The organism is Mycolicibacterium agri (assembly GCF_002553505.1).
In the GTDB taxonomy this organism is placed as follows: Bacteria; Actinomycetota; Actinomycetes; order Mycobacteriales; family Mycobacteriaceae; genus Mycobacterium; species Mycobacterium agri.
The window spans coordinates 20,593-44,510 of the sequence record NZ_PDCP01000035.1 but is presented as its reverse complement, the minus strand read 5'-3'; the positions used below and the strand labels follow the sequence as shown (position 1 = coordinate 44,510).

The following is a 23,918-nucleotide window of genomic DNA, read 5'->3' as shown; positions in this document are numbered from 1 at the left end:
GCTACTCGTCCCCGTCGCCGCCCGCTCGCCCAGCGTGCAGAAATTGCGAAATTTTGCCCGAAAACTCGCAGAGGCTTCACGTTCGGCGGGTAAGTCGGGCCAGTCGTCTCAGTCGTCGTCGCCACCGGAGGAGCTGCCGCGGATCGACGCGATCGTCGCGGCCAATTCGTCGGGCTTGACCAACACCTCACGCGCCTTGGAGCCCTCGCTGGGCCCGACGATTCCGCGGGTCTCCATCAGATCCATCAGCCGACCGGCTTTTGCGAAGCCGACCCGCAGCTTGCGCTGCAGCATCGACGTCGAGCCGAACTGGCTGGACACCACCAGCTCCACGGCCTGCAGGAAGACGTCCATGTCGTCGCCGATGTCGGGGTCGACGTCGGTGCGCTCGCTGTTCGGCTTGGCGGCCGTGACGCCCTCGGTGTAGTCGGGCTCGGCCTGCTCCTTGCACGCGGTGACGACGGCGTGGATCTCGTCGTCGGAGACGTATGCACCCTGCAGCCGGATCGGCTTGTTGGCGCCCATCGGAATGAACAGCCCGTCACCCATGCCGATCAGCTTCTCGGCGCCCTGCTGGTCGAGGATGACCCGGCTGTCGGTCAGCGACGACGTCGCGAACGCCAACCGCGACGGCACGTTGGTCTTGATCAGACCCGTGACGACGTCGACGGACGGCCGCTGCGTGGCCAGCACCAGGTGAATGCCTGCGGCGCGGGCCTTTTGGGTGATCCGCACGACCGCGTCCTCGACGTCGCGCGGCGCGGTCATCATCAGGTCGGCCAACTCGTCGACGATCGCGACGATGTACGGGTAGGGGCGGTACTCGCGCTGACTGCCCAGCGGCGTGGTGATCTCCCCCGACCGCACCTTGGTGTTGAAGTCGTCGATGTGGCGCACCCGCGACGCCTGCATGTCCTGGTAGCGCTGCTCCATCTCCTCGACCAGCCAGGCCAGCGCCGCGGCGGCCTTCTTCGGCTGCGTGACGATCGGTGTGATGAGGTGCGGAATGCCTTCGTAGGGCGTCAGTTCCACCATCTTCGGGTCGATCAGGATCATCCTGACCTCCTCCGGGGTGGCGCGCGCCAGCAGAGACACCAGCATCGAGTTGACGAAGCTCGACTTGCCCGAGCCGGTGGACCCGGCGACGAGCAGGTGCGGCATCTTCGCCAGATTCCACGAGATGTACTCGCCCTCAATGTCTTTGCCCAATGCAATCACCAGCGGGTGGTGGTCGCTGCGCGTCGTCGGGTCGGTGAGCACGTCGGCGAGCCGCACCATCTCGCGGTCGGTGTTGGGCACCTCGATGCCGACGGCGGACTTGCCGGGGATCGGCGCGAGCATCCGCACGCTTTCGGTCGCAACCGCATACGCGATGTTCTTCTGCAGCTGGGTGATCTTCTCGACCTTGACGCCAGGACCCAGCTCCACCTCGTAGCGGGTGACGGTCGGCCCGCGCGTGCAACCGGTGACGGCGGCATTCACCTTGAACTGCTGCAGCACTTCGGTGATCGCGTCTGCCGTACGGTCATTCGCGCCGGTGCGCCGTTTCGGCGGATCGCCCTTCTGCAGCAGATCCAGCGGCGGCAAGTGGTACGGGCCCTCCACCACGCGGTCGGTCACGGCCATTTCGCGCTTCGGCTTCTTGCGCCGCGACGCGCGCGTCGGCTCGGGAATCGTCGGCGCCTCGTCGTCGAGCGGGTAGTTCTCCATCGGCGTGCCGCCATTGAACGCCGCCGCGCCGGACGGCCACGCCTGCGCCTCGTCGTCGACGTAGGACGGGTCGTCGTAGTAGCCGTCGGAGAAGTCCTCGTTGTCGGTGTCCTGCGGCGACTCCTCGTCGTCGTAGTACTCGTCCTCGTCGTCGCGCCACATCCGGGTGCTGAACATCGCCCGCACGGTCTCGGGCACTTCGCGAATCGTCGTGCCCGTCACAAGCAGCACCCCGAACAGCACGCCGATGAAGAGCAGAGGCGCAGCGATCCACTGCGTCAAGCCCTCCGACAGCGGGCCGCCGATCGCGAAGCCGACGAACCCGGCGGCGTGCTGGCGGCCGGCCGGATCGGCGGGCGAACCGGCCCACAGATGCCACAGGCCGAGCGCGGGCAGGCTGACCATCGCCGCGCCGAGGACCAACCGCGGGCGCGCGTCGGGATCCGGTTCGCTTCGCATCAGCACCATCGCGATGGCGATGAGCGCGATCGGCAGCAGCACGACCGCCGAGCCGATGAGAGTGCGCACAAAATTGTCGATCCACCCGCCGACGGGCCGTGCCGCGTCGAACCACGAACTGGCGGCGACGATGACGGCCAGGCCGAGCAGCGCCAGCGCGATTCCGTCGCGGCGGTGCCCGGCGTCGATGTCGCGAGCCCGGCCGACCGAGCGGGCCGTCGAACCAGCGCCGCGGGCCAACATGAACCAGCCGGCACGCGCGCCGCGCCCGATCGCCAGCCCGGCGGCGGGGATCGGCGATGCGGCGCGACGTTTGGCCGGCTTCCGGCGCGGGGCAGGTCGGGTGCCGCGGGACCGTGATCCGACCTTTGACCTGCTAGAACGGCCTCCAGAGCGCGCAGCGGTCTTGCTTGGCATGGTCTCAAGCCTAGTCGCATTCGTCCCATATTCACCATCTGCCACACGGGTCACAGTTAGGTGTCGAATATTTAGTTAGATCCGCTGAGTAGGGTGTGCAGTTGACCCGGTCCCCACTACCGAGGAGTTGCTCGCCCATGGCAAGCCAAGGCCCGATCGTCGTCGTCGCCACCATGAAGGCCAAACCCGAGTCCGTCGACACAGTCCGGGATGCGTGCACGAAGGCGGTCGAGGCGGTGCACAACGAGCCCGGGTGCGAGCTTTACGCGTTGCACGAGTCCGACGGCACCTTCGTCTTCGTCGAGCAGTGGGCCGACGCCGACGCGCTCAAGACGCACAGCTCCGCCCCGGCGATCGCCACACTGTTCGGCACGGTGGGCGAACTGCTGGACGGGGCGCCGGACATCAAGACTCTGCAGCCGGTCGTCGCGGGCGACCCCGCCAAGCGGCAGCTGCGGTCCTGATGGCATCACTCGACGGCAAGGTTGCATTCATCACCGGCGCCGCTCGAGGGCAGGGACGAGCGGAGGCCGTGCGGCTGGCGTCCGACGGCGCCAACATCATCGCGGTCGACATCTGCGCCCAGATCGCCTCGGTGCCCTATCCGATGGCCACGCCGGACGATCTGGCGGAGACCGTCAAGCTCGTCGAGGACGCCGGGGCGCGAATCGTCGCGCAGGAGGCCGACGTTCGTGACCGTGAGCAGTTGACGACCGCGCTGCAGGCGGGGCTGGACGAGTTCGGGCGGCTGGACATCGCGATCGCCAATGCGGGCATCGCTCCGATGCAGTCCGGCGCCGACGGGTGGCGCGACGTCATCGACGTCAACCTCACCGGCGCGCACAACACCGTCGAGGCCGTGAAACCGACATTGATCGAGCAAGGCACCGGCGGAGCGATCGTGCTGACCAGTTCGGTGGCCGGGCTGGTCGGGATCGGCGGCGAGGATCCCGGCGCGCTGGGATACACCGCGTCCAAGCACGGCATCGTCGGGTTGATGCGCGCGTACGCCAATCATCTTGCCCCGCATCGCATCCGGGTCAACTCGATCCACCCCAGCGGGGTGAACACACCGATGATCCACAACGAGTTCACCCGCAAGTGGCTCGACGAGGTCACCGCGGCGGCCGACGCTCCGGTCGACTGGGGCAACGCGCTGCCGGTGCAGGCGGTCGACCCCGAGGACATCGCGGCGGCGGTGGCGTGGCTGGTGTCCGACGAGGCGTGGTACATCACGGGCGTGACACTGCCCGTCGACGCGGGCTACTACAACAAGCGCTGATGGCTCACAATCCGGCAGCCCAAACGGCCTACGGCCCGATGGTCCAGGCCGCGATCGAACAATACGAGCCACCCGAACGCCGACTCGTCGACGACGATCTCGCGCTGTCCATGCTGTCGACGAGGCAGCGCGCGTTCGTCCGCGCGACGCAATGGACGCCGCTGCGCCGCTTGATGATCGCGGCGACCGAACGCGCGGTTTCCGGGTCCTGGGCGCTGATCACCTGTCGCAAGCGCTTCATCGACGACAAACTCGCCGAAGCCCTGCCCAACATCGACGCCGTCGTCATCCTCGGCGCCGGCATGGACACCCGCGGCATTCGTCTCGCACACCGCTCCGATGTCCCGGTCTTCGAGGTGGACCTCCCGGTCAGCATCGACCGCAAGAGGGCGGCCGTGCAGCGCGCGGTCGGCGGGGTGCCGTCGTCGGTTCGGTTGCTGCCCTTGGATTTCGAGCGCGACGATCTGGTTGACGCCCTGATGGACAATTGCTGGTCCACCGACGCGCGCACGTTCGTCATCTGGGAAGGCGTCACGCAATATCTCACCGAGGACGCCGTGCGGGCCACGCTCGTGGCGGTCGAGGGGATGCCGGCGGGTAGCCGACTGCTGTTCACCTACGTGCGTGCCGATTTCATCGACGGGTCGAACATGTACGACGCGGCCGTGCTCTACAAGCGTTTCCGGCAACGGCGGCAGGTGTGGAAGTACGGGCTCAACCCCGACGACGTCGGCGCTTTCGTCGGCCAGTACGGCTGGCGGGTCGTCGAACAGGCCAGCCCCGACTACTACGTGCAGAACTACATCCGGCCGGCGGGGCGCAATCTGCCCGCCTCCGATCTGGAGTGGTCGGCGTACTGCACGAAGGTAACCCCTAACCCCCTATAGCGCGTAGGGGGCCGCAGCCCGTTTCTCGGCCGCTCAACGCTGCCCACACTCGTTCCCACGACTTTCCGTCAATCAAAGGAACGACAATGAAAACGCTCATCACCGCCGCATCGGCGGCCGCCTTCGCGGCGACCGCCGTTGTGCTCGCGTTGCCCGCCACCGCATCCGCGGCAGAACGGGAATGGGATATCGGCTCCTACGACCAGTGCATCGCCGACGGTTACGGCAAGGGGTTCGACAACCAGGACTGGGAGAACCATGACGCACTGTGCTGCTGGGCGAGCGGCGGCGATTGGAATGCGGCGCAGGGCAGATGCCAGGCTCCGCCCGCCGAACAGCAGACAGCACGTCCGAGCCTGGCCCACCAGGGTGAGCTTCCCACCCACACGCTGGAGCCCTCGACGCCGCCAGTGCGCGTGTCGCCACGGGTGATCACCCAGAGCATCACACCCGGATAACCCCACGAACTAGAGGAACACGATCATGACATCGCTACGCCGACTCCTGCCCGCCGCACTCCTGGTGGCAGCAGCCGCATCGGGTCTGTCGGGGGCCGCTTCGATCGCCACCGCATCGGCCGCGCCGATCGAGTGGGACATCGAAACATACGACGACTGCCTGAAAGCCAACACCACCACCGATCCGTCCGAGCAGATCGCGTGGTCGCGAAAGTGCTGCAAGGATTCGGGCGGCGTATGGAACGACACCCTGGCCAAATGCCAGTCACCACCGGCGAATCCGGCGCAGGCGTCTCCATCCAAGGTGGTGACCAAAGTGCCCGTCCAAGTCCTCGAGCCTGCTCGTCCCGCGACTACCGGCGTTAGCGGAGGAGTCTTCGGTCAAACACTGACGCCGTAGCAGAAACGCTAGATTTCGATGACCGTCGGCACGATCATCGGCTGGCGACGGTAGGTCTCCCCCACCCATTTGCCGACCGTCCGGCGCACGGCCTGCGCGATCCGCGCGACATCGGTGATGTTGTCGGCGGCAAGAGCTTCCAGTTCCTGCTCCACCTTCAGCGCAGCCGGCTCCAGCGCCTTGGGGTCTTCGGAGAAGCCGCGCGAATGCAGGTGTGCAGGCGCGGCGGCGCGACCGGTGCCGCGATGCACGACGACGGTCACGGCGACGAAACCCGAAGACAGCGTCAGGCGCTCACCGAGTGTCGCGTCGCCAACATCGCCGGTGATCAACCCGTCGACGAACATCTTCCCGGTCGGCACCGCGCCGGCGATCGAGGCCTTACCCGCGACCAGGTCGACACTGACGCCGTTCTCCGCCAACATGATCGCCTCGGAAGAAACGCCGGATCTCATCGCCAGCCCGGCGTTGGCTCGCAGCATCCGCCATGTGCCGTGCACCGGCATGACGTTGCGCGGCCGCACGCCGCGGTAGAGGAACAGCAATTCGCCCGAATAAGCGTGTCCCGAAACATGGACTCGCGCCTGCTGGTTGGTGACGACGCGGGCGCCGATCTTGGCCAGCGCGTCGATGACACCGTAGACCGCTTCCTCATTGCCCGGAATCAGCGACGACGACAGGATGATCAGATCCCCCGACGTCAGGGTGATGCTGCGATGCTCGCCCCGCGACATCCGCGACAGCGCCGACATCGGCTCGCCCTGAGTTCCGGTGGTGATCAACACAACCCGTTGCGGCGGCATCATCTCGGCCGCTCCGATGTCCACCACATCTTCGTCGGCGACGCGCAAATACCCCAGTTCGCGCGCGATCCCCATGTTGCGCACCATCGATCTGCCGACGAACGACACTCGCCGCCCCAGCGACACGGCCGCGTCGATGATCTGTTGCACGCGGTCGACGTTGGAGGCGAAACACGCCACGATGACCCGGCCCTCGGCGCCGCGGATCAGTCGGTGCAGCGTCGGGCCGACCTCGCTCTCTGAGGGCCCGACACCGGGAATCTCGGAATTCGTTGAGTCGCAGAGGAATAGATCCACACCAGCGTCACCGAGCCGCGACAGGCCGGGCAGGTCGGTGGGGTTGTCGTCCGGCGGCAGTTGGTCGAGCTTGATGTCGCCGGTGTGCAACACGGTGCCCGCGCCGGTGCGTATCGCGATGGCCAGACAGCCGGGGATGGAGTGGTTCACATGGAAGTACTGGCACTCGAACACGCCGTGGGTCGAACGCTGGCCCGCTGCGACCTCGATGAGCACCGGCTTGATGCGGTGTTCGCGGCACTTCTCGGCGACCAGCGCGAGCGTGAACTTCGAACCGACGAGCGGGATGTCGGGCCGCAACTTCAGCAGGAACGGGATCGCACCGATGTGGTCTTCATGCGCGTGGGTCAACACCAGCGCCTCGACGTCGTCGAGGCGGTCCTCGATCAGGCGCAGATCGGGCAGGATCAGGTCGACGCCGGGCTCGTCATGGCCCGGGAACAGCACGCCGCAATCGACGATCAGCAGACGGCCGAGATGCTCGAAAACGGTCATGTTGCGGCCGATTTCGCTGATACCGCCGAGCGCGGTGACCCGCAGGCCTCCAGGGGCCAGCGGCCTCGGCGGCTTGAGGTCCGCGTCCACTACCGCAGTACCGCGGCTGCCCGCATATCGGCGGCCAGCGCCTCGATCTGGTCAGGGGTGGCCGGCACTTGCGGCAATCGCGGATCACCGGCGTCAAAGCCTTGCAGCCGCAATCCGGCCTTGGCCATCGTCACGCCGCCCATCCGCGATTGGGCGGCCGACAGCGGCGCCAGGGTCGCGTTGATCTTGCGAGCAGTCGCCACGTCGCCAGAATTGAACGCCGTCAACATCTCTCGGAGTTCACTGGCGGCGACATGCCCCCAGACGCTGATGAACCCGACGGCGCCCATGGCCAGCCACGGAAGGTTGAGCGCGTCGTCGCCCGAGTAGTACACCAAGCCCGTTTCGGCGATCATCTGCCCGCCACCGCACAGATCACCCTTGGCGTCCTTGATTCCAACGATGTTCGGGTGTGCGGACAGCGCCCGGATGGTGTCCCATGCGATCGGGATACCGGAGCGTACGGGGATGTCGTAGAGCAGGATCGGCACCGAGACCGCGTCGGCGATCGCGGTGAAATGGGCGGTAAGTCCGATCTGTGAGGGCCGGGAGTAGTACGGCGTCACGATGAGGAGCCCGTGGGCGCCTTCGGATTCGCAGGCCTTCGCGAGACGGACGCTGTGCGCGGTGTCGTAGGTGCCCGCGCCTGCAATGATGCGGGCACGATCACCGACGGAGTCCAGCACGGTACGCAGCAGCGCGATCTTCTCGTCGTCGGTGGTCGTCGGCGACTCGCCGGTGGTGCCGGAGAGGACCAGGCCGTCACACCCGGCGTCGACCAAACGGGTGGCGAGCTTCGCCGCGGTCGCCGTGTCGAGCGAACCGTCCGGCTTGAACGGAGTCACCATTGCGGTCAGCACGGTGCCCAACCGGGCCGTCACATCGATTCCGCTGGTGCTCACGGCCACCTAGGTTACCCGCTTGGTTCAGGCTTCCGTGGCCAACGGGGACGTTGCGACCTCCGTGCCGTCGGCCAGGGTGGCGATCTCGAAGTCGGAGAACACCTGCGGGGCCACGTCGAGCAGTTGGCGCAGGCACGCGATGGCCAACCGGCGGATCTCGACGTCGGCCTGTTCGCTGGCCCGCATGGCGATGAAATGCCGCCATGCGCGGTAGTTGCCGCTGACCACGATGCGGGTCTCGGTGGCGTTCGGCAGCACAGCACGTGCCGCTTGACGAGCCTGTTTGCGCCGCAGCGACGCATTCGGCTGGTCGGCGAACTTCGCCTCGAGCCTGGCCAGCAGTTCGGTGTAGGCGGCCCGGCTGGCATCGGCGGCGGCGGTGAAGATCTCCTGCAGTTCCGGGTCGTCCTCCATACCGGGCGGCACCACCACCTGCGAGTCGTGCTCCGGCACATACCGCTGCGACAGCTGCGAGTAGGAGAAGTGCCGGTGGCGGATCAGTTCGTGCGTGCACGAGCGGGAGACGCCGGTGATATAGAACGACACCGACGCGTGTTCGAGCACCGAGAAATGCCCGACATCGATGATGTGGCGCAGGTAGCCGGCGTTCGTCGCGGTCCGCGGATTCGGCTTGGACCAGCTTTGGTAGCAGGCCCGGCCGGCGAACTCCACCAGCGCGGGTCCGCCGTCGGCGTCGGTGCTCCACGGCACGTCGGGTGGCGCCAGAAACTCCGTCTTGGCGATCAATTGCACACGTAAAGGCGCGGTCTCGGCCACGGGCTCACCCTAACGTGGGTCATGGACACTTCGATGTTAGCGGACTAACATGTTAGTCGACTAACAACAGGAGGCGGCATGGACAACGTGGTCGTGATCGGAGCGGGACCCACTGGACTGGCGGCGGCGTGCGGGCTGCGCGAAGCCGGCGTCGAAGTGCGCGTGCTTGCGCGGCGCTGCGGGCCCCTCGGTGACGTCGCGGGCGCTGGGCCTGCAACCGCGCGGGGTTGAGGTGTTGCGTCGCCTCGGCGCGTTGGGCGACCTGCGCGAGCGTGTGATGCCCATCGACAAAGTGGTGATGACGGTCAACGGCCGCGTGTTGGTCCGGCTGTGGGTCGGTGCCGCCATGCGGCGGCTCGGTGTTCAGCCCGGGATGATCATTTCGCAAGCCGAGATCGAGAGGGCGCTGCGGGAACGGTTAGCCGAATTCGGCGGGACGGTCGAGTGGGGCCGACGCGTCAACGGGCTCGAGCTGCGGGCCGACGGGGTAACCGTGCTTTGCGATGACGGCGACGACGTCGATACGGGGTGGGTCATCGGCGCCGACGGTGCTCACAGCGTCGTGCGCAAGGCGTTGAACATCGACTTTCCGGGCAGGCCGCTGGTCGAACAGTTCCTGCTCGCCGACGTGCATGCGGACCTGGACCAGCCGCACGACGCCGCGTGCACGTGGGTCGACGGCTACGAATTGCTGGCCGCATTCCCTCTGCCGGGCGACGACCTGTGGCGGCTGATGGCCCCGGCGCCGGCCGGTTTCGCCGACAAGCCGACGCAGGACGCGATCGTCGACTTCCTCGGCGGCCGGTTAAGGGTGGAGGACGGCGCGACGATCCGGTCGACGGAGTGGACGTCGTCGTTTCGAATTCAGCAACGTCTTGCCGCCACCTACCGGCGCGGACGGGTGCTGCTCGCCGGGGATGCCGCACACATCCACAGCCCCTTGGGCGGTCAGGGCATGAACACCGGCATCGGCGATGCGGAGAACCTGGCTTGGAAGCTCGCGCTGGTGATCAGCGGCCGGGCCGATGACCGGCTGTTGGACACCTACGAAATCAAGCGCCGCCCGATCGCCAAGGCAGTGCTCGAGTCGACGACCGGGCTCACCCGCTTGGTGGTGTCGAGCAATGCCGTTGCACGGTTCGTCCGTGACCGCGTCGCGCTGCCGTTGTTGAGCCGGTCTTGGGTGCAGCGGCGGATCGCGCAGAAGGCGTCCCAGCTGCGCGTGACCTATCGGGGAGGTCCGCTCGGTGCCGGGCGTCGGCGCCTGCTGCCAGGTCTGCAGGTAGGAGACCGCGTCGCGGGCCCCGACGGACTCCATGACGCGCTGGGGCCGGCGTGGGCGCTGGTCGGTCCCGAATCGCTGGCCGAGGTCGCCCGCGAACGGCTGGGCGAGGTGGTCACCGTCCCCGGACATAGAAATGCGCTGCTGGTCCGGCCCGACGGCCACCTGGCGTGGCGCGGGACATCGGCCGATGGGCTGCGGCAGTGGTTGGACGAGGCGCTGGGGCGACCTGCGGAGGTGCCTGTCCGGTGAGCGAGTGGCGGGAGCGGAAGAAGGCGGCGACCAAGCATGCGATCCAGCAGCATGCTCTGAGGTTGTTCGTCGAAAAAGGCTACGACGCAACGACGGTCGAGGAGATCGCCGCCGCGGCGGGTGTGTCGCACATGACGTTCTTCCGGTACTTTCCGCGCAAAGAAGAAGTCGTCGAGTACGACGAGTACGACCCGATACTGGAAGACCTGATTGCCGCCCGTCCTCCGGAGGAACCGCCGATCACCGCTTTGCACAACGCGATTCGTGTCGGTTTGCAGCGGGTTCTCGCCGCCGATCGCGATGCGCTGCTGGTGCGGACGCGGCTGATCCTGAACAACCCGGTGCTGCGCAGCCGTAACCTGATCGCGCAGGACACCACCCGCGACCTGTTCGCCAGGGCGCTGGCGCGGCGCGCCGGGCGCTCCGAACCCGATCTGGCCGCCACGGCGCAAGCGGCCGCGGCGCTCGGTGCGGTGGGCTCGGCGCTGATGGCGTGGGCGCAAGACGGCTCGGCTGATCTCGTTGGGCTTGTCGATGCCGCCTTCGCAGCACTGCAATCCGGTGTCGCGGCGCGCCAGCCGAGCTAGGGGCGGCTATCGCGGCTGTGCGGTGTCGTACGCGACACGCCGTAGCGCCGTTCGGGAACGCACAACCGCCGTGACCAGGTAGGTATTCGGTGAGATCCATGTTGAGCGAGCTGCGCTTTTCGGAAGCTCGATAGCCATTGGGAGCGAACAATTTACGGACGCGCAGTGAGCAAGATACTTGCCCGTGTCAACGCGATGCGTATCGCGCAGCGCACACCAGATACCAGTGGCTACTTTCGTCTGATCGACGACTTCATCGCCGGACGCATGACTGCGCCGGAGTTTCAGAAGTCGTTTCTGATAGCTCTGAAGTTTGAGAACAGAGGACTCGACGATCGATTGTTCGATGTTCTCCAGCGACTGTTCGAAGATACCGATGACTACGTCGCCTACCCCGAACTGCGAACGGATCCCGAAGATCTCGACGACGAACAGCTACGCGAGTGCGCGATTCGCGCCAGACGTGAACTCCGCGATCTCGGGTACGAATAGACGGCGCCCACCCAGCCACGCGCAAGATGTCGCTTAATTACGCCGCGAACTCACCACAGTGTCAGCCAAAACCATCCAATCGGTGCACCGCGTGTTCTACACGACCAGTGACGAGGTCCAACGAAGGGCCAATCCAGTTCGCGTTCAAGGGGTTGGGATATCGATTGGGAAACCATCGTCGCGTCCTGTTATTCATCGACACCCACGTGGTCCGGGTCGAGTCGATCATGGACGAACGGCGCATGGACGTCACAACCACCTAAACCGCTCGACGCAACGCCCCCGCCAGATCCCCACGCCTGCCCACCGTCAGCGTGCCCAACCCGAGCCACGACGCCATCGACTGCAACTCCCCCGCCATCGCCGTCGCCACCCGCACCGCATCCTGCCCACGCTCCGCGAACGCGCCCACCACATGCAGCGCATCCGATGCCCGCTCCGCCTTCAGGTCGACCCGGCCCACCAACTGGCCGTCGAGCAGAAACGGCCATACGTAGTAACCGAATTCCCGCTTCGGCGCCGGCGTATAGATCTCGATCCGGTACCGGAAGCCGAAGATCCGCTCCACCCTCGGCCGGAACCAGATCAACGGGTCGAACGGGCACAACAGTGCCGTCCCCCGCTCGACCCGCGGCACGATCTGGCCGGTCCGCAGATAGCCCGGCGCCTTCCAACCGTCCACGTCGACCGGCTCAAGTTCGCCGTCGGCCACCAGCTTCGCCAACGCCGGCTTGACCTGCCCCGCCCCCAACCGGAAGTAGTCGCGAATGTCGGCCTCGGTGCCGACACCCAACGCACCCGCCGCCCGCAACACCAACTCACGGATCGCCTCCTCGTCGTCCACCTCGCGAGCCAGCACCTCCGGCGGCAACACCTTTTCGACCAGGTCGTAGTGCCGGGCGAACCCGACGCGCGTCGCCGTCGTCAACACCCCCGCGGCGAACAACGCCTCCGTCACCCACTTGGTGTCGCTGCGGTCCCACCACGGACCCTTCCGCCCGCGCTGTTCGGCGCCGAGATGGGTCTCGATCTCCCCTGCCGTCGATGGCCCCAATTCGGTTATGGCAGCGACGATGTCGTCGGCCAGCCGCGGGTTCTTCTTGACGATCTCCCTGCCCCACCGGCCATGCGTGTACTCCCGCATCCGCCACCGCAGCAGCGGCCAATCGTCGACCGCCATCAGCGCCGCCTCATGCGCCCAGTACTCCACCAGCAGCCGCGGCGAGCGGGCGCTGTGACTCCACGCCGCCCGGTCGACCACATCCCGGTCATACGGCCCGAGCCGGCTGAACACCGGCGCATAGTGCGCCCGCACCGCAACCGACACCGAGTCCAGCTGCAACACCTGAATCCGCGAGATCAGCCGCCGCAGATGCGCCCGCGTCACCGGACCGGCCGGCTTGCGCTCGTGAAACCCCTGCGCCGCGACGGCCACCCGCCGCGCCTGGGCCACAGTCAGCCTGCTCATGCCCGCACGTAGGTGTGGAACCGATACCGCAGACCCGACCTGCTGGTCAGCCAGTCCCCCGCGGTGCCCACCCACGACTCGTCCAGCACGGGCGCCACCGCGTCCCCGTCCTCACGGCGCAGGTCCACCTCCACCTCGGTGATCTCGCAGCGCGCCGCCATCGGCAGCGCCGCCACATAGATCTGCTCGCCGCCGATCACCCACGTCTCGTCATCGCTGAGCGCCTCCGCCAGGCTGCCCACCACCGTCGCTCCCTCGGCCATGTAGTCAGCTTGCCTGCTCACTACGACATTTCTGCGGCCCGGCAGCGGACGCGTCTTGTTCGGCAGCGACTCCCAGGTCAAACGGCCCATGACGACGGTGTGGCCCATCGTCAACTCCTTGAACCGGGCCAGATCCTCCGGCAGCCGCCACGGAATGCCCCCATCGCGGCCGATCACACCACTGGTCGACTGGGCCCAGATCAGGCCCACCTGCCTCGCGTTCATGATTCGGCCCTGCGAGCGGGCCTCAGGCTTGTCGATTCGGCCCTGCGAGCAGGCCTCAGGCTTGTCGATTCGGCCCTGCGAGCAGGCCTCAGGCTTGTCGATTCGGCCCTGCGAGCAGGCCTCATACCGCCACAGGCGCCTTGATCGCCGGGTGCGGATCGTAGTTCTTGATGACGATGTCGTCGTAGGTGTAGTCGAAGATCGAATCGCGCGGCGCGAGAACAAGTTCCGGATACGGCCGCGGTTCCCGGCTCAGCTGCAGCCTGACCTGCTCGACGTGGTTGTCGTAGATGTGGCAGTCTCCGCCGGTCCAGATGAACTCGCCGACGTCCAGCCCCGCCTGCGCGGCCATCATGTGGGTCAGCAGCGCATAGCTGGCGATGTTGAACGGCACACCGAGGAACAGGTCGGCGCTGCGCTGGTACAGCTGGCACGACAGCCGCCCATCGGCGACGTAAAACTGGAAGAACGCGTGACACGGCGGCAGCGCCATCTGCGGGATCTCGCCGACGTTCCACGCCGAGACGATGATCCGCCGCGAGTCCGGATCGGACCTGAGCAGATCCAGCGCGGCGCTGATCTGGTCGATGTGCTCACCGGAGGGCGTCGGCCACGACCGCCACTGCACCCCATAGATCGGGCCGAGATCGCCTGTCGGACTTGCCCATTCGTCCCAGATCGTGACGCCGTGCTCCTGCAGCCAGCGCACATTTGAGTCGCCGCGCAGGAACCACAGCAGCTCATAGATGACCGACTTCAGGTGCACCTTCTTGGTGGTGATGAGCGGAAAGCCCGCGGTCAGGTCGTAGCGCAGCTGATGGCCGAACAGGCTGCGGGTGCCGGTGCCGGTGCGGTCGGATTTCGGGATGCCCCGCTCCAACACCACGCGCAGCAGATCCTCATAAGGCGTCGCGATCGGCACGCCGCTCAGCTTACGTCCAGAGCGGTGGCGTAGAACGGACCTATGCCGAGTGTCTCCGCAACTGTCACCACGCCCGACGGCGCCTGCCCGGTCACCCTGCACACCCCCGACGGCGACGGCCCATGGCCCGGGGTGGTCATGTACGTCGACGCCGGCGGTGTCCGCGACACCATGCACGACATGGCCGCCCGGCTGGCCGGTCTGGGCTACGCCGTGCTGCTGCCCGACGTGTACTACCGGTATGGCGACTGGCAGCCGTTCGACATGAGCACCGTGTTCTCCGAGAGCAAGGAGCGCGCCCGGTTGATGTCGATGGTCAGATCGCTGACACCGGACATGATCGCCAGCGACGCAGGCGCGTTCTTCGACTTCCTCGAACAGCGGCCTGAGGTCAAAGGGTCCCGCTTCGGGGTGTGCGGCTACTGCATGGGCGGGCGTGCCTCGGTGATCGTGGCGGGCCGCCAGCCGGAGCGCGTCGCGGCGGCGGGCTCGTTCCACGGCGGCGGGCTGGTCACCGACGACGCCAACAGCCCGCACCTGCTGGCCGACAAGATGACGGCGACGGTCTACATCGCGGGCGCCGAGAACGACGGCAGCTTCACCAAGGAAAACACCGAAACGCTCGACAAGGCGCTGACCGCCGCCGGCGTCGAGCACATCGTCGAGTTCTATCCCGCCGCGCACGGCTTCGCGGTCCCGGACAACCCGCCCTACGACAAGGACGCCGCCGAGCGGCACTGGTCGGCGCTGGAGCGTCTGTTCGGCGCGACCCTCGCCTGACCTGGACCGACCCCGCTATTGGCCCGCTGACCGCGGTGCGCGACGATATTGACGTGGATAACGAGGTCAGCATCAGCCACGACGACGCCGAGGTCGGGTCGCGGATCAGTCCCGTGCTCGCCCGCAGCTGGCTGCTGGTCAACGGCGCGCAGTACGAGCGGTTCGCCCCCGCGGCCCGGTCGCGCGCCGACATCGTCGTCCTCGACATCGAAGATGCGGTCGCGCCCAAGGACAAGGTCGCGGCCCGCGCCAACGTCGTGAAGTGGCTCGGCGAGGGCAACAGCGACTGGGTGCGCATCAACGGGTTCGGCACGCAGTGGTGGCAAGAAGACCTCGAAATGCTGGCCGGCACCTCGGTCGGCGGGGTGATGCTGGCGATGGTCGAGTCCGTCGACCACGTCACCGAAACCGCCAAGCGGCTGCCGAACGTGCCGATCGTCGCTCTGGTCGAGACGGCCCGCGGGCTGGAACGCATCACCGAGATCGCGGCGGCGAAGGGGACGTTCCGGCTCGCCTTCGGCATCGGCGACTTCCGCCGCGACACCGGCTTCGGAGACAACCCGACCACGCTGGCCTACGCGCGATCTCGGTTCACGATCGCGGCCAAGGCCGCGCACCTGCCCAGCGCGATCGACGGGCCGACGGTCGGCAACAGCGCGCTCAAGCTCAGCGAGGCGACAGCGGTGTCCGCGGAGTTCGGCATGACGGGCAAGATCTGCCTTACGCCCGAGCAGTGCCCGACGGTCAATGAGGGGCTGTCTCCGTCGGTCGACGAAATCAACTGGGCCAAGGAGTTCTTCCTGGAGTTCGAGCGCGATGGCGGCGAGATCCGCAACGGCTCGGATCTGCCGCGCATCGCCCGCGCCAACAAGATCCTGGATCTGGCCCGCGCCTACGGCATCGAGCCGTCAGAGTTCGACGACATCGACGACCCCGCGCACATCCCTGCGCCGTCGGACACCTACCACTACTGAGCCGGCTCGGTGTTCCTGCGGCTCATGTACCGGCCGACGGCGCGCAGCAGACCGCGGGCGGCGTAGACCCCTGCGACCACCGACAAGATGATCATCACGATGAACATCACCAGCCAGTTCGACCGGTCGTGGCTGACGTTCCACCAGACGATCGTGAACAGCACCGCACAGATGAAAACAACGACATCGCGCCAGTTTCCGGTGTAGGACAACGCGGCCAGGCGCAGTTCGCGGCTGCGCTCGGTGGTGTTGATCAAGTCCTCGATGCGCTGGTCGATACTCGCCTTGAGCCGGGCCTTGAGTTCGGGTTGATCCTCGGGTATCCGCTCCAAGAGGTCCATGTCCTTGGCGATCATGCCGCGGAAGTCGGGACCCTTGAGATTGCCTGCGACGGCACCTAATAGCGCACCACCGGCGATCGGGGCTGCACCCAACGCGAGTTCGGCAAAACCTGGCATAGCCTCAGTTTCTACCGTGTTGGCGCCGCAGAGGTGGCGTTCTGCCCGCTATTCCATGAGGCCCGCGGCGACGGTCGCGCCCAGGTTCCAGCACGCCTCGAGATCGTCTTTGCTCGGTTTGCCCGACACCACAACGGTTTCTGCGGCCTGCTCCCACCCCAGACCTGTCGTGATTTTGGCGATGCCCTGTTCGGCGCCCTCGGTGCCCTCATTGCCGTGCAGGTAGACGCCGAACGGGCGCCCGCGGGTGGCGTCCAGGCACGGGTAGTAACACACGTCGAAGGCGTGCTTGAGCGCGCCGCTCATGTAGCCGAGGTTGGCCGGCGTGCCCAGCACATACCCGTCGGCCTCCAGTACGTCGGCCGGCGACAGCGTCAGCGCCGGTCGGCGCACGACGTCGACGCCCTCGATCTCGGGATCGGTGGCACCCGACAGCACCGCTTCGAACATCTCCTGGCAGTACGGCGACGGTGTGTGGTGGACGATCAGCAGTCGCTTGGTCATTCCGCCTCCTGCAGTTCGACGGCCTTCTTCATCGCCTCTCGGGCTCGGGGTCGGTCGCCGGCATAGTCGTAGGCGCGGGCCAGCCGGTACCAGCGCAGCCAATTGTCGGGGTCCTGCTCCAACTCATCCTTCACGGTCGCAAAGAGCGCATCGGCCGCGTCGCGCTGGATCCGGCCGGACGGCATGCGCGGCAGATCGCTGACGTCGAGCTCCATTCCCCGCTCGCGGGCCAGCCGCGCCAGCCGCTGATGCGCAAGCCCGGCCTGCAACGTGCTGACCATGACCCAGACGCCGATCAGCGGCAACACCATCAGCGCCAACCCGAATCCCACCGCGGCGCCACTGCCCGACGTGATGAACGCCCAGGCGAGACGGCCGAGAAAGAAGAAGTAGACGACCAGCGCGACGCACATGAACCCGATGAGCACCTGGATGCGCAGCGCGCGCCCGCCTTCGCTCATGTCAGGTCAAGTCGAGCAGCGGCTCGATGCCCACCGTCAGCCCCGGATGCTCCGCGACGCCACGCACCGCCAGCAGCACACCGGGCACGAACGAGGTGCGGTCCAGGCTGTCGTGGCGGATCGTCAGCGTCTCGCCCTGCGTGCCGAGCAGCACCTCCTGGTGCGCGACCAGGCCGGCCAGCCGCACCGAATGCACGGGTATCCCGTCGACGTCGGCGCCACGGGCGCCCTCCATAGCGGTGCTGGTGGCATCGGGGTTGGGCGGCAGGTCTTTTCGCGCCTCGGCGATGAGCCGTGCGGTGCGGGCGGCGGTCCCCGACGGCGCGTCGGCCTTGTGCGGGTGGTGCAACTCGATCACTTCAACGGACTCGAAGAACCGCGCGGCCTGCTTGGCGAAGTGCATCGACAGCACGGCGCCGATCGCGAAGTTCGGGGCGATCAGCACCGCGACGTCGGGCTTGGCGGTCAGCCAGCTGCGGACCTGTCCCAGCCGCTTGTCGTCGAAGCCGGTGGTGCCGACGACGGCGTGGATGCCGTTCTCGATGACGAACTTCAGGTTGTCCATCACGACGTCGGGATGGGTGAAGTCGATGACGACCTCGGTTCCGCTGTCGGTCAGCAGGCTCAGCGGGTCACCCGCGTCGACCTCGGCGGACAGGGTCAGGTCGTCGGCCTCTTGGACCGCCGCGACCATGGTCGACCCGACCTTGCCCTTGCTGCCCAGCACTGCGACTCGCATGCCCTCACCCTAGTTCGTCGCGATTTGTGGGACTTACTTCTCCTCCACCAGCGTCGATCTGACCGGTTGAAGCCACTGCTGCAGCCCGGTTCGCAACACGCCGGGCGCCCACTCGTCGTGGCGCAACGCCAGATAGCCGTCCGGCCGGATCAGCAGCATCGCCTGGCGGTCGATACCGTACTTGGCGCGCAGCGTGTTGCCGACATCGGCGAGCGCCGTCGCGGCGATATCGGCGTCCACCGCGGCGCCTGTGCCGGGGAGGACGACGTACTCGCTGACCGTGGGAAAGTTCTCCGCCACAGCGTGAATGTGGCGATAGCCGGCGGCGACGTCGGCCGCTTCACCGACCATCAGCAGCGAGAACTCGTCGCGGCTGATGATTTCGAAGAGCCGACTCACCGGCGCCGCGCGCGACGACGCCATCCCGTGATAGCGCAGCGGCGCGTCGGGCGCGCGGTCGCCGGTGACCGGCGTACCTTTCACCACCGCGGACGCGCCGGGGTTGCGGTAGGAGATGTCCAGCTGCGACAGGGCGTGCTCGATGGTGTTGCGCACCCGACGCCTGCCCAACACCAGCGGCGCGATCCGTCGCCGCGCCAGCACCGCCGGCGGCCTGCGCAGCAGGGTCATCCGCGTGGCGCGCCGGGTCCCGGTCACGATTCGTTTCGCGGCCGGGCGACGTTCTGCCGCATAGGTTTCCAGCATCGTCGGATCTGCCCGTCCCGCGATGACGGCCGCCAGCTTCCAGGCCAGGTTGAACGAGTCCTGCACACCGATATTGAGACCCTGCGCGCCCACAACGGAATGCACGTGCGCGGCGTCGCCCGCCAGGAACACCCGGCCGACGGACTGCGCCTGCACCGTGCGCTGGTTGATGACGAATCGTGACCGGTCACCGATTTCGACCGCCCGCGCACCGACCGGCCCGCACGCGTCGATGGCTCCCTGGACTTCGGCGAGCGTCACCTCTCCTTGCGGCGCTCGGCGGGTGTTGTAGGCGATCGCCACCCGATGCCAACCGCCGACCATCGGGAAGTAGGCGATGAAGTTGCCTCGGTTCAGGAATGCGTACAGCTCGTCCATCGGCAAGCCCCAATCGATGCGGACATCGGCGGTGGCGAACTCCTCGCGGAATGCGCCGCCCTCGAATTGCAGACCCAATTGATGACGAACCAAGCTGTGCGCCCCGTCGGTGCCGACCAACCAGTCGGCGCGCACGTGCTCCCTGCGCCCATTTGCGTGCCGCAGCACCGCGTCGACACCGTCGGCGTCCTGGGTGAATCCGATCAGTTCCACCGCCTGTTCGACGCCACCGCCGAGCTCTACCAATCGATCTCGCAGAATCTGCTCGGTCACGTGCTGCGGCAGCATCAACAGGTACGGATACGGCGTGTCAAGGCCGCCGAGGTCGAATTCGGCGATCTGCCGCTGCTCGCTGAGGATGTTGAATCGCCGGACCGGCAATCCGCGCGCGACGGCCGCCTCGACGATCCCGAGCCGTTCGAACAGTTCCAGTGTTCGCGCCTGCAGCCCAAGGGCTTTCGTGGTGACATTGTGATGCGCCGCAGCGTCCACGCACCGGACGCCGACCCCGCGCAGCCGAAGCTCGGCCGCTGCCGCCAGGCCGACCGGACCGGCGCCCACTACCAGGACCTCGATGTGATTGCGCGTCATCTTGCCATTCCTTCTGGGAACGCGGGCAGCACGTACTTGGCGAAAAGCCGCATCTGGTCGAGCATTTCGTCGATCGTGTCGGCGACGAACAGCGTCGCGGAGAACGCATCGAGCCCCGCCTCCTGGAAGGCCGCGACCTTCTCACATACCTCGTCGGGGGTCCCGATCAGGCTGTCGGCGATGTATTGGTCCTCGGAGACGCCGGTCAACATGGTGTCGTTCAGCGAGCACCGGAACAACTGGAAGGTTGATTGCCGGAATTTCTCGCGGGCCTGCGCCGCGGTGTCGGCGATGCAGACGACCGACTGCAGCGCGATGGTGATGGCCGACGCGTCACGTCCCGCCTCACGCGCGTAGCCGTGCACCTTGGCGCGGCCCGCTGCCAATTCGGCGGGGCCGATCTTGGCCGGCAACCAGCCTTCGCACCGCTGCCCTGCGCGGCGGATCGCGCCCTTGCCGTTGCCGCCGGAATAGATCGGCAGCGGCGACTGCACCGGTTTGGGATAGGACTCCACGTCGACGAACCGGCGATACTTGCCGTCGTAGGTCGAGCGCGATTGTTCGAACAGGACGCGCAGCGACTCGATGCCTTCGGTCATCAAGTCGTTGCGGTTCGCTTCGGCGAGATCCGGTGCGACGGCTTCGAATTCATCGCGGTATCCGCCCGCGGCCACCGCCAGCGTCACTCGCCCGCCGCTGATCTGGTCGAGCGTGGCCACCTGCTTGGCCAGCAGCACCGGGTCGCGCATCGGCAGCACCAGAATCCCGGTGCCCAGCCGCACCGTCGACGTTTTGGCGGCGATGGTGGCCAGCATCATCAACGGTTCGAAATAGTCCGGCGCGGCCGGCCACGCTTCCCGCACGAACCGCTGCGTGCTCAGGTGATCGTTGCCGGCGACCTCGTCATAACCGAGCTGCTCGGCCTCGACGGCGATGCGCACGACGTCGTCGGCGGTGGCGAAGGGCACCGGGTAGGCCATTCCGGCCAGACAAGTGGGGACATCGACTCCGAATTTCATGCCATCCACGATGGCCCCGATGGCGCCGGCGCCGAATCTGTCGAATGACTGTAGTGGTGACTGTATTCAGGCCAGGTCGAGGGCCGCGAGCTCGTGCCGACCGGCGACGCCCAGCTTGGGAAAGGCCTTGTAGAGGTGATAGCCGACCGTGCGCGGGCTGATGAACAGCTGTGCGCCGATGTCCCGGTTGCTCAAGCCGGTCGCGGCCAGCCGCACGACTTGAAGTTCCTGTGGCGTCAGCTGGTCTTGCCCGCGCGGCTGCGAGGCGGGCGCGACGCTCTCGCCGGTGGCGCGCAGCTCGGTGCGGGCCCGCTCGGCCCACGCCCTGGCACCGATCTGCTCGAACGCCCGCACCGCCGCGCGCAACGGTTCGCGGGCGTCGGACCGGCGCCGGACCCGTCGCAGCCACTCGCCGTACAGCAGGGCGGTGCGCGCCCGCGCCATCGGCCGATTCACCTCGTCGTACAACCGGATCGCCGAAAGGTAGTTCACCTCTGCCTCCTCGTCGGGGCCGAGCAGCGCGCGGCAGCGGTGCACGTTCGCGTGTACGACGGGATTGTCGCGGCCGGCAGCCCATCGCTCATAGGTCGCCATCATTTCGGCCGCCCGCTCCCCCGCGCCGCTGCGCGCAGCGGCTTCGGCCCACTCCGGCGGTGACAGCAGGCCGAAGGTGGGATGTCGCCGCAACTGTGTCGGCACCGACGAAAGTCGTTCCAGCGCAGCGTTGTACCGACCATGGCTCAGCTCAAGGGTGGCCAGCGCCAGGTGCGCAAGAGCCACGCTGGACGAATGTCGTTCGGCGCCACGGTCTATCGACGACGTCGCAGCCGTGACGCAGGTGTCCTCGTCGCCGGTCGTCGCGGTGATCAGGGCCAGCACAGCGCGCAGGTTCGCCGCGGAGTTCAACTGCCCGGTGTCCTCGGCGACCTGCACACCCTCGGACGCGGTGCGCAGGGCGTCCTGCAGGCGGCCCGAGAACAGCGCCGCCTGCGCATGCTGCAGCAGGATGTGCGGCAGCCCACCGATCATGCCCCGCTCACGCGCCTCGACCAGTATCCGGGAAGTCCGCGCCCACCCTTCGTCGACCTCACCGACGATCATCTGCAGAAACGCGCCGTGGATCGCCAGGTTGCCGATGGTGACGCCGAGCGGCGTCGGGTCGATCCGGTGCACGATGTCCGACAACGGCGGTACCCGAGCGGTAAGCCCGTCGCACTGCAGCCGGGCCAGGATCGCGCTGGCGGCCAGCATGGCAGCCAGCGGGTGGTCGGTCGCCAGTGACAGGTTGTCGATCAGATCGATCACGCGGCCGAGGTGCGGCGCGTCGTCGGCGAAATACGCCATCCGCACCACCTCGATCAACATCTTGGCGGCTTCTTCCTGATCGAAGCCATACAGCGCCTCGGCCCCCTCAAGCAGCATTCCCGATGCGCGCCTTGGTGTTCCACGTTCGAACTCAACGCGGGCGCGGACCCACGCCAACCGGGCCAACGTCGGCGGGTCGCCGCCGAGCGTGGCCGCCTCCTCAGCCAGCGCCGCGGCGAGATCGAGTTGGCCGGAGTCGCGCGCCCCCATCGCGGCGGCGGCGAGCCGCTTGCCACGCAGGACCGGATCCGCGGTCAGCCGGGCGGCGCGCTCGTGGGCGGCCGCGCCGGCCGCATAACCGCCCCGGCGATCGGCTCGTAGCGCCGCAGCTTCCATAGCATCGGCGGCCTTTTCGTCGAACCCAATCGTCGCAGCGGCCAGATGCCACGCTCGGCGGTCGACGAACTCGGGCGCGGAAAGCGCATCGGCCAACGCGCGGTGGACGGTGATCCGGTCGGCGACAGCGGAGCGCCCGTACACCGCTGATCGGATCAGTGGATGGCGAAACGTCACCGCGGCATTGGTCACCGCGACCAGCCCTGCGGTTTCTGCAGGTCCAAAGTCATTGGGAAACAACCCGATCCGAGCCATCGCATCCACCACGACGCCGAGCTCCCCCGCGCCTTCGGCGGCCGCAACCAGCAGCGCCATCCGGGTTTCCCGCGGCAGCCGCTCGGTCTGGACGCCGAATCCGTCCAGCACCCGGCGGCCCGCCGTCGACAGCGCGGTCGTCACGGTCGGAGGGCGTCCGGGAACGGGATCGCCCGCCCGCAGCGCGGCCGCCAACTCGATCAGCGCCAACGGATTACCTTCGGCTTCAGCGATCAACGTGTCCCGCAGATGGGGCGCCAACTCCGGCGCCCGCTCGGCCAGCAGCGCTGCGGCCGCCGAGTCACTGAGCGCGGGCAGCTGTCGCACACGCAGCCCGGAGAAGCCGATATCGCGGTCGTCGGGGCGCGCGCCCAGCAGCAGCATCACCCCTTCGGCCCCGAGTCGGCGACCGGCGAACAACAGCGCGTCAAGTGAGGCGCGATCGAGCCACTGCGCATCGTCGACGAGGCAGAGCACCGGCACCTCGGCGGCGATCTCCGACAGCAGCGTCAACGTGGCCAGCCCGACCAGAAACCTGTCCACGCCGGGCGCGTCGGCCAGGCCGAACGCCGCACGCAGCGCGCCGGCCTGCGGGCCCGGCAGCGCGTCGAGGCGATCCAAATCGTCGTGCAGCAGAAGGTGCAGTGCGGCGAAGGGCAATTCGGCCTCGGATTCCACGCCGGTGCAACGCAGCACCCGGAAGTCGTGCGCGTCCGCGGCGACCTGCCGAAGAAGCGCCGTCTTGCCGCTACCCGCCTCGCCCTGCACCACCAGCAGTGAACTGCGGCCGCCGCGGGTCTCGGTGAGAAGCCCGTGAACCTCCGCCAATTCCGCCGCCCTCCCGTGCAGCATGCCTCAACCTAACGCGAACGCACATCACTACAG

25 protein-coding genes are annotated in these 23,918 nt (G+C 67.4%); 11 read left to right on the top strand and 14 right to left on the bottom strand.

Going from position 1 to position 23,918, the window contains the following annotated elements; all coding sequences use genetic code 11:
- Positions 1–108: 108 nt before the first annotated feature.
- Positions 109–2,586, bottom strand: coding sequence for an FtsK/SpoIIIE family DNA translocase (locus CQY20_RS19205; RefSeq protein ID WP_097941672.1), 2,478 nt, complete (start codon positions 2,584–2,586; stop codon positions 109–111).
- A 137-nt stretch (positions 2,587–2,723) separates the two neighbouring features.
- Between CQY20_RS19205 and CQY20_RS19200 the strand changes: the two genes are divergently transcribed.
- The 5 genes from CQY20_RS19200 (at position 2,724) to CQY20_RS19180 (ending at position 5,613) form a co-directional block, all read left to right on the top strand.
- Positions 2,724–3,050: a putative quinol monooxygenase gene (locus CQY20_RS19200; protein WP_097941671.1), complete on the top strand. Its 327-nt coding sequence runs from the start codon at positions 2,724–2,726 to the stop codon at positions 3,048–3,050.
- Positions 3,050–3,868, top strand: coding sequence for a mycofactocin-coupled SDR family oxidoreductase (locus CQY20_RS19195; protein ID WP_097941670.1), 819 nt, complete (start codon positions 3,050–3,052; stop codon positions 3,866–3,868). Before CQY20_RS19200 ends, CQY20_RS19195 begins: the two co-directional genes overlap by 1 nt.
- Complete coding sequence (locus tag CQY20_RS19190; protein WP_097941669.1) at positions 3,868–4,755, top strand: SAM-dependent methyltransferase; 888 nt, start codon at positions 3,868–3,870, stop codon at positions 4,753–4,755. The genes CQY20_RS19195 and CQY20_RS19190 overlap by 1 nt, the downstream gene beginning before the upstream one ends.
- A gap of 86 nt (positions 4,756–4,841) precedes the next feature.
- Positions 4,842–5,213 (top strand): hypothetical protein, encoded by a 372-nt coding sequence (locus tag CQY20_RS19185; RefSeq protein WP_097941668.1) that lies wholly within the window; start codon positions 4,842–4,844, stop codon positions 5,211–5,213.
- 25 nt (positions 5,214–5,238) lie between these two features.
- The gene (locus CQY20_RS19180) at positions 5,239–5,613 is read left to right on the top strand and encodes a hypothetical protein (protein ID WP_133119088.1); all 375 of its coding nucleotides are present in this window, start codon (positions 5,239–5,241) and stop codon (positions 5,611–5,613) included.
- Between the two features lie 8 nt (positions 5,614–5,621).
- Here CQY20_RS19180 and CQY20_RS19175 read toward each other — a convergent pair whose 3' ends face one another.
- Genes CQY20_RS19175 through thyX form a run of 3 tightly spaced genes read right to left on the bottom strand, consistent with a single transcriptional unit; the run spans position 5,622 to position 8,977 of the window.
- Entirely contained in the window at positions 5,622–7,298 is a 1,677-nt protein-coding gene (locus CQY20_RS19175; RefSeq protein WP_097941666.1) for a ribonuclease J, read from the bottom strand.
- Positions 7,298–8,206, bottom strand: coding sequence for a 4-hydroxy-tetrahydrodipicolinate synthase (gene dapA / locus CQY20_RS19170; RefSeq protein WP_174814640.1), 909 nt, complete (start codon positions 8,204–8,206; stop codon positions 7,298–7,300). The genes CQY20_RS19175 and dapA overlap by 1 nt, the downstream gene beginning before the upstream one ends.
- Positions 8,207–8,224: 18 nt before the next feature.
- A complete protein-coding gene (thyX, locus tag CQY20_RS19165; protein WP_097941665.1) occupies positions 8,225–8,977 on the bottom strand; it encodes an FAD-dependent thymidylate synthase in 753 nt (250 codons plus the stop codon).
- A 78-nt stretch (positions 8,978–9,055) separates the two neighbouring features.
- Here thyX and CQY20_RS35180 point away from each other — a divergent pair, with 78 nt between their 5' ends.
- The 4 genes from CQY20_RS35180 (at position 9,056) to CQY20_RS19150 (ending at position 11,590) form a co-directional block, all read left to right on the top strand.
- On the top strand, positions 9,056–9,208 hold the full coding sequence (locus tag CQY20_RS35180; RefSeq protein ID WP_207767300.1) for an FAD-dependent monooxygenase: 153 nt from the start codon (positions 9,056–9,058) through the stop codon (positions 9,206–9,208).
- Complete coding sequence (locus tag CQY20_RS19160) at positions 9,168–10,511, top strand: FAD-dependent monooxygenase (RefSeq protein ID WP_207767299.1); 1,344 nt, start codon at positions 9,168–9,170, stop codon at positions 10,509–10,511. Before CQY20_RS35180 ends, CQY20_RS19160 begins: the two co-directional genes overlap by 41 nt.
- Positions 10,508–11,098: an acyl-CoA-like ligand-binding transcription factor gene (locus tag CQY20_RS19155; protein WP_097941664.1), complete on the top strand. Its 591-nt coding sequence runs from the start codon at positions 10,508–10,510 to the stop codon at positions 11,096–11,098. Before CQY20_RS19160 ends, CQY20_RS19155 begins: the two co-directional genes overlap by 4 nt.
- Before the next feature lie 195 nt (positions 11,099–11,293).
- Positions 11,294–11,590: a Psi4 family immunity protein gene (locus tag CQY20_RS19150; protein ID WP_133119087.1), complete on the top strand. Its 297-nt coding sequence runs from the start codon at positions 11,294–11,296 to the stop codon at positions 11,588–11,590.
- A 259-nt stretch (positions 11,591–11,849) separates the two neighbouring features.
- Here the strand turns inward: CQY20_RS19150 and CQY20_RS19145 are convergent, their stop codons facing one another.
- From CQY20_RS19145 to CQY20_RS19135, 3 genes are all read right to left on the bottom strand, one after another.
- Complete coding sequence (locus CQY20_RS19145; RefSeq protein ID WP_097941662.1) at positions 11,850–13,058, bottom strand: winged helix-turn-helix domain-containing protein; 1,209 nt, start codon at positions 13,056–13,058, stop codon at positions 11,850–11,852.
- Positions 13,055–13,546, bottom strand: a complete 492-nt coding sequence (locus tag CQY20_RS19140; RefSeq protein ID WP_097941661.1) for a dihydrofolate reductase — start codon at positions 13,544–13,546, stop codon at positions 13,055–13,057. Before CQY20_RS19140 ends, CQY20_RS19145 begins: the two co-directional genes overlap by 4 nt.
- 121 nt (positions 13,547–13,667) lie before the next feature.
- A complete protein-coding gene (locus CQY20_RS19135; RefSeq protein ID WP_097941660.1) occupies positions 13,668–14,468 on the bottom strand; it encodes a thymidylate synthase in 801 nt (266 codons plus the stop codon).
- A 42-nt stretch (positions 14,469–14,510) separates the two neighbouring features.
- Here CQY20_RS19135 and CQY20_RS19130 point away from each other — a divergent pair, with 42 nt between their 5' ends.
- The gene (locus tag CQY20_RS19130; protein WP_097941659.1) at positions 14,511–15,248 is read left to right on the top strand and encodes a dienelactone hydrolase family protein; all 738 of its coding nucleotides are present in this window, start codon (positions 14,511–14,513) and stop codon (positions 15,246–15,248) included.
- A gap of 53 nt (positions 15,249–15,301) precedes the next feature.
- Positions 15,302–16,222, top strand: a complete 921-nt coding sequence (locus CQY20_RS19125; protein WP_097941700.1) for an HpcH/HpaI aldolase/citrate lyase family protein — start codon at positions 15,302–15,304, stop codon at positions 16,220–16,222.
- On the opposite strand, the gene CQY20_RS19120 is transcribed toward CQY20_RS19125, so the two are convergent.
- The 7 genes from CQY20_RS19120 to CQY20_RS19090 all read right to left on the bottom strand — a co-directional run bounded on the left by CQY20_RS19120 (position 16,216) and on the right by CQY20_RS19090 (position 23,885).
- Complete coding sequence (locus tag CQY20_RS19120; protein ID WP_097941658.1) at positions 16,216–16,680, bottom strand: hypothetical protein; 465 nt, start codon at positions 16,678–16,680, stop codon at positions 16,216–16,218. The genes CQY20_RS19125 and CQY20_RS19120 overlap by 7 nt on opposite strands.
- Before the next feature lie 48 nt (positions 16,681–16,728).
- Positions 16,729–17,184 carry a flavodoxin family protein gene (locus tag CQY20_RS19115; RefSeq protein WP_097941657.1) on the bottom strand — a complete coding sequence of 152 codons (456 nt, stop codon included), beginning with the start codon at positions 17,182–17,184 and terminating at the stop codon, positions 16,729–16,731.
- Entirely contained in the window at positions 17,181–17,645 is a 465-nt protein-coding gene (locus CQY20_RS19110; protein WP_097941656.1) for a tetratricopeptide repeat protein, read from the bottom strand. The genes CQY20_RS19115 and CQY20_RS19110 overlap by 4 nt, the downstream gene beginning before the upstream one ends.
- A 1-nt stretch (position 17,646) precedes the next feature.
- On the bottom strand, positions 17,647–18,384 hold the full coding sequence (gene dapB / locus CQY20_RS19105) for a 4-hydroxy-tetrahydrodipicolinate reductase (RefSeq protein ID WP_097941655.1): 738 nt from the start codon (positions 18,382–18,384) through the stop codon (positions 17,647–17,649).
- Positions 18,385–18,417: 33 nt separating this feature from the next.
- Positions 18,418–20,058, bottom strand: coding sequence for an FAD-dependent monooxygenase (locus tag CQY20_RS19100; RefSeq protein ID WP_097941654.1), 1,641 nt, complete (start codon positions 20,056–20,058; stop codon positions 18,418–18,420).
- Entirely contained in the window at positions 20,055–21,077 is a 1,023-nt protein-coding gene (locus CQY20_RS19095) for an LLM class flavin-dependent oxidoreductase (RefSeq protein WP_097941653.1), read from the bottom strand. Before CQY20_RS19095 ends, CQY20_RS19100 begins: the two co-directional genes overlap by 4 nt.
- A 66-nt stretch (positions 21,078–21,143) precedes the next feature.
- Positions 21,144–23,885 carry a helix-turn-helix transcriptional regulator gene (locus CQY20_RS19090; RefSeq protein WP_097941652.1) on the bottom strand — a complete coding sequence of 914 codons (2,742 nt, stop codon included), beginning with the start codon at positions 23,883–23,885 and terminating at the stop codon, positions 21,144–21,146.
- Positions 23,886–23,918: the final 33 nt, after the last annotated feature.

Excerpts from the sequence above, each read along its gene's own strand:
- CQY20_RS19205 (WP_097941672.1), bottom strand. The coding sequence starts at position 2,586 with ATGCCAAGCAAGACCGCTGCGCGCTCTGGAGGCCGTTCTAGCAGGTCA.
- CQY20_RS19200 (WP_097941671.1), top strand. The coding sequence starts at position 2,724 with ATGGCAAGCCAAGGCCCGATCGTCGTCGTCGCCACCATGAAGGCCAAA.
- CQY20_RS19195 (WP_097941670.1), top strand. The coding sequence starts at position 3,050 with ATGGCATCACTCGACGGCAAGGTTGCATTCATCACCGGCGCCGCTCGA.
- CQY20_RS19190 (WP_097941669.1), top strand. The coding sequence starts at position 3,868 with ATGGCTCACAATCCGGCAGCCCAAACGGCCTACGGCCCGATGGTCCAG.
- CQY20_RS19185 (WP_097941668.1), top strand. The coding sequence starts at position 4,842 with ATGAAAACGCTCATCACCGCCGCATCGGCGGCCGCCTTCGCGGCGACC.
- CQY20_RS19180 (WP_133119088.1), top strand. The coding sequence starts at position 5,239 with ATGACATCGCTACGCCGACTCCTGCCCGCCGCACTCCTGGTGGCAGCA.
- CQY20_RS35180 (WP_207767300.1), top strand. The coding sequence starts at position 9,056 with ATGGACAACGTGGTCGTGATCGGAGCGGGACCCACTGGACTGGCGGCG.
- CQY20_RS19150 (WP_133119087.1), top strand. The coding sequence starts at position 11,294 with ATGCGTATCGCGCAGCGCACACCAGATACCAGTGGCTACTTTCGTCTG.
- CQY20_RS19145 (WP_097941662.1), bottom strand. The coding sequence starts at position 13,058 with ATGAGCAGGCTGACTGTGGCCCAGGCGCGGCGGGTGGCCGTCGCGGCG.
- CQY20_RS19140 (WP_097941661.1), bottom strand. The coding sequence starts at position 13,546 with ATGAACGCGAGGCAGGTGGGCCTGATCTGGGCCCAGTCGACCAGTGGT.
- CQY20_RS19130 (WP_097941659.1), top strand. The coding sequence starts at position 14,511 with ATGCCGAGTGTCTCCGCAACTGTCACCACGCCCGACGGCGCCTGCCCG.
- CQY20_RS19120 (WP_097941658.1), bottom strand. The coding sequence starts at position 16,680 with ATGCCAGGTTTTGCCGAACTCGCGTTGGGTGCAGCCCCGATCGCCGGT.
- CQY20_RS19115 (WP_097941657.1), bottom strand. The coding sequence starts at position 17,184 with ATGACCAAGCGACTGCTGATCGTCCACCACACACCGTCGCCGTACTGC.
- CQY20_RS19110 (WP_097941656.1), bottom strand. The coding sequence starts at position 17,645 with ATGAGCGAAGGCGGGCGCGCGCTGCGCATCCAGGTGCTCATCGGGTTC.
- dapB (WP_097941655.1), bottom strand. The coding sequence starts at position 18,384 with ATGCGAGTCGCAGTGCTGGGCAGCAAGGGCAAGGTCGGGTCGACCATG.
- CQY20_RS19100 (WP_097941654.1), bottom strand. The coding sequence starts at position 20,058 with ATGACGCGCAATCACATCGAGGTCCTGGTAGTGGGCGCCGGTCCGGTC.
- CQY20_RS19095 (WP_097941653.1), bottom strand. The coding sequence starts at position 21,077 with ATGAAATTCGGAGTCGATGTCCCCACTTGTCTGGCCGGAATGGCCTAC.
- CQY20_RS19090 (WP_097941652.1), bottom strand. The coding sequence starts at position 23,885 with ATGCTGCACGGGAGGGCGGCGGAATTGGCGGAGGTTCACGGGCTTCTC.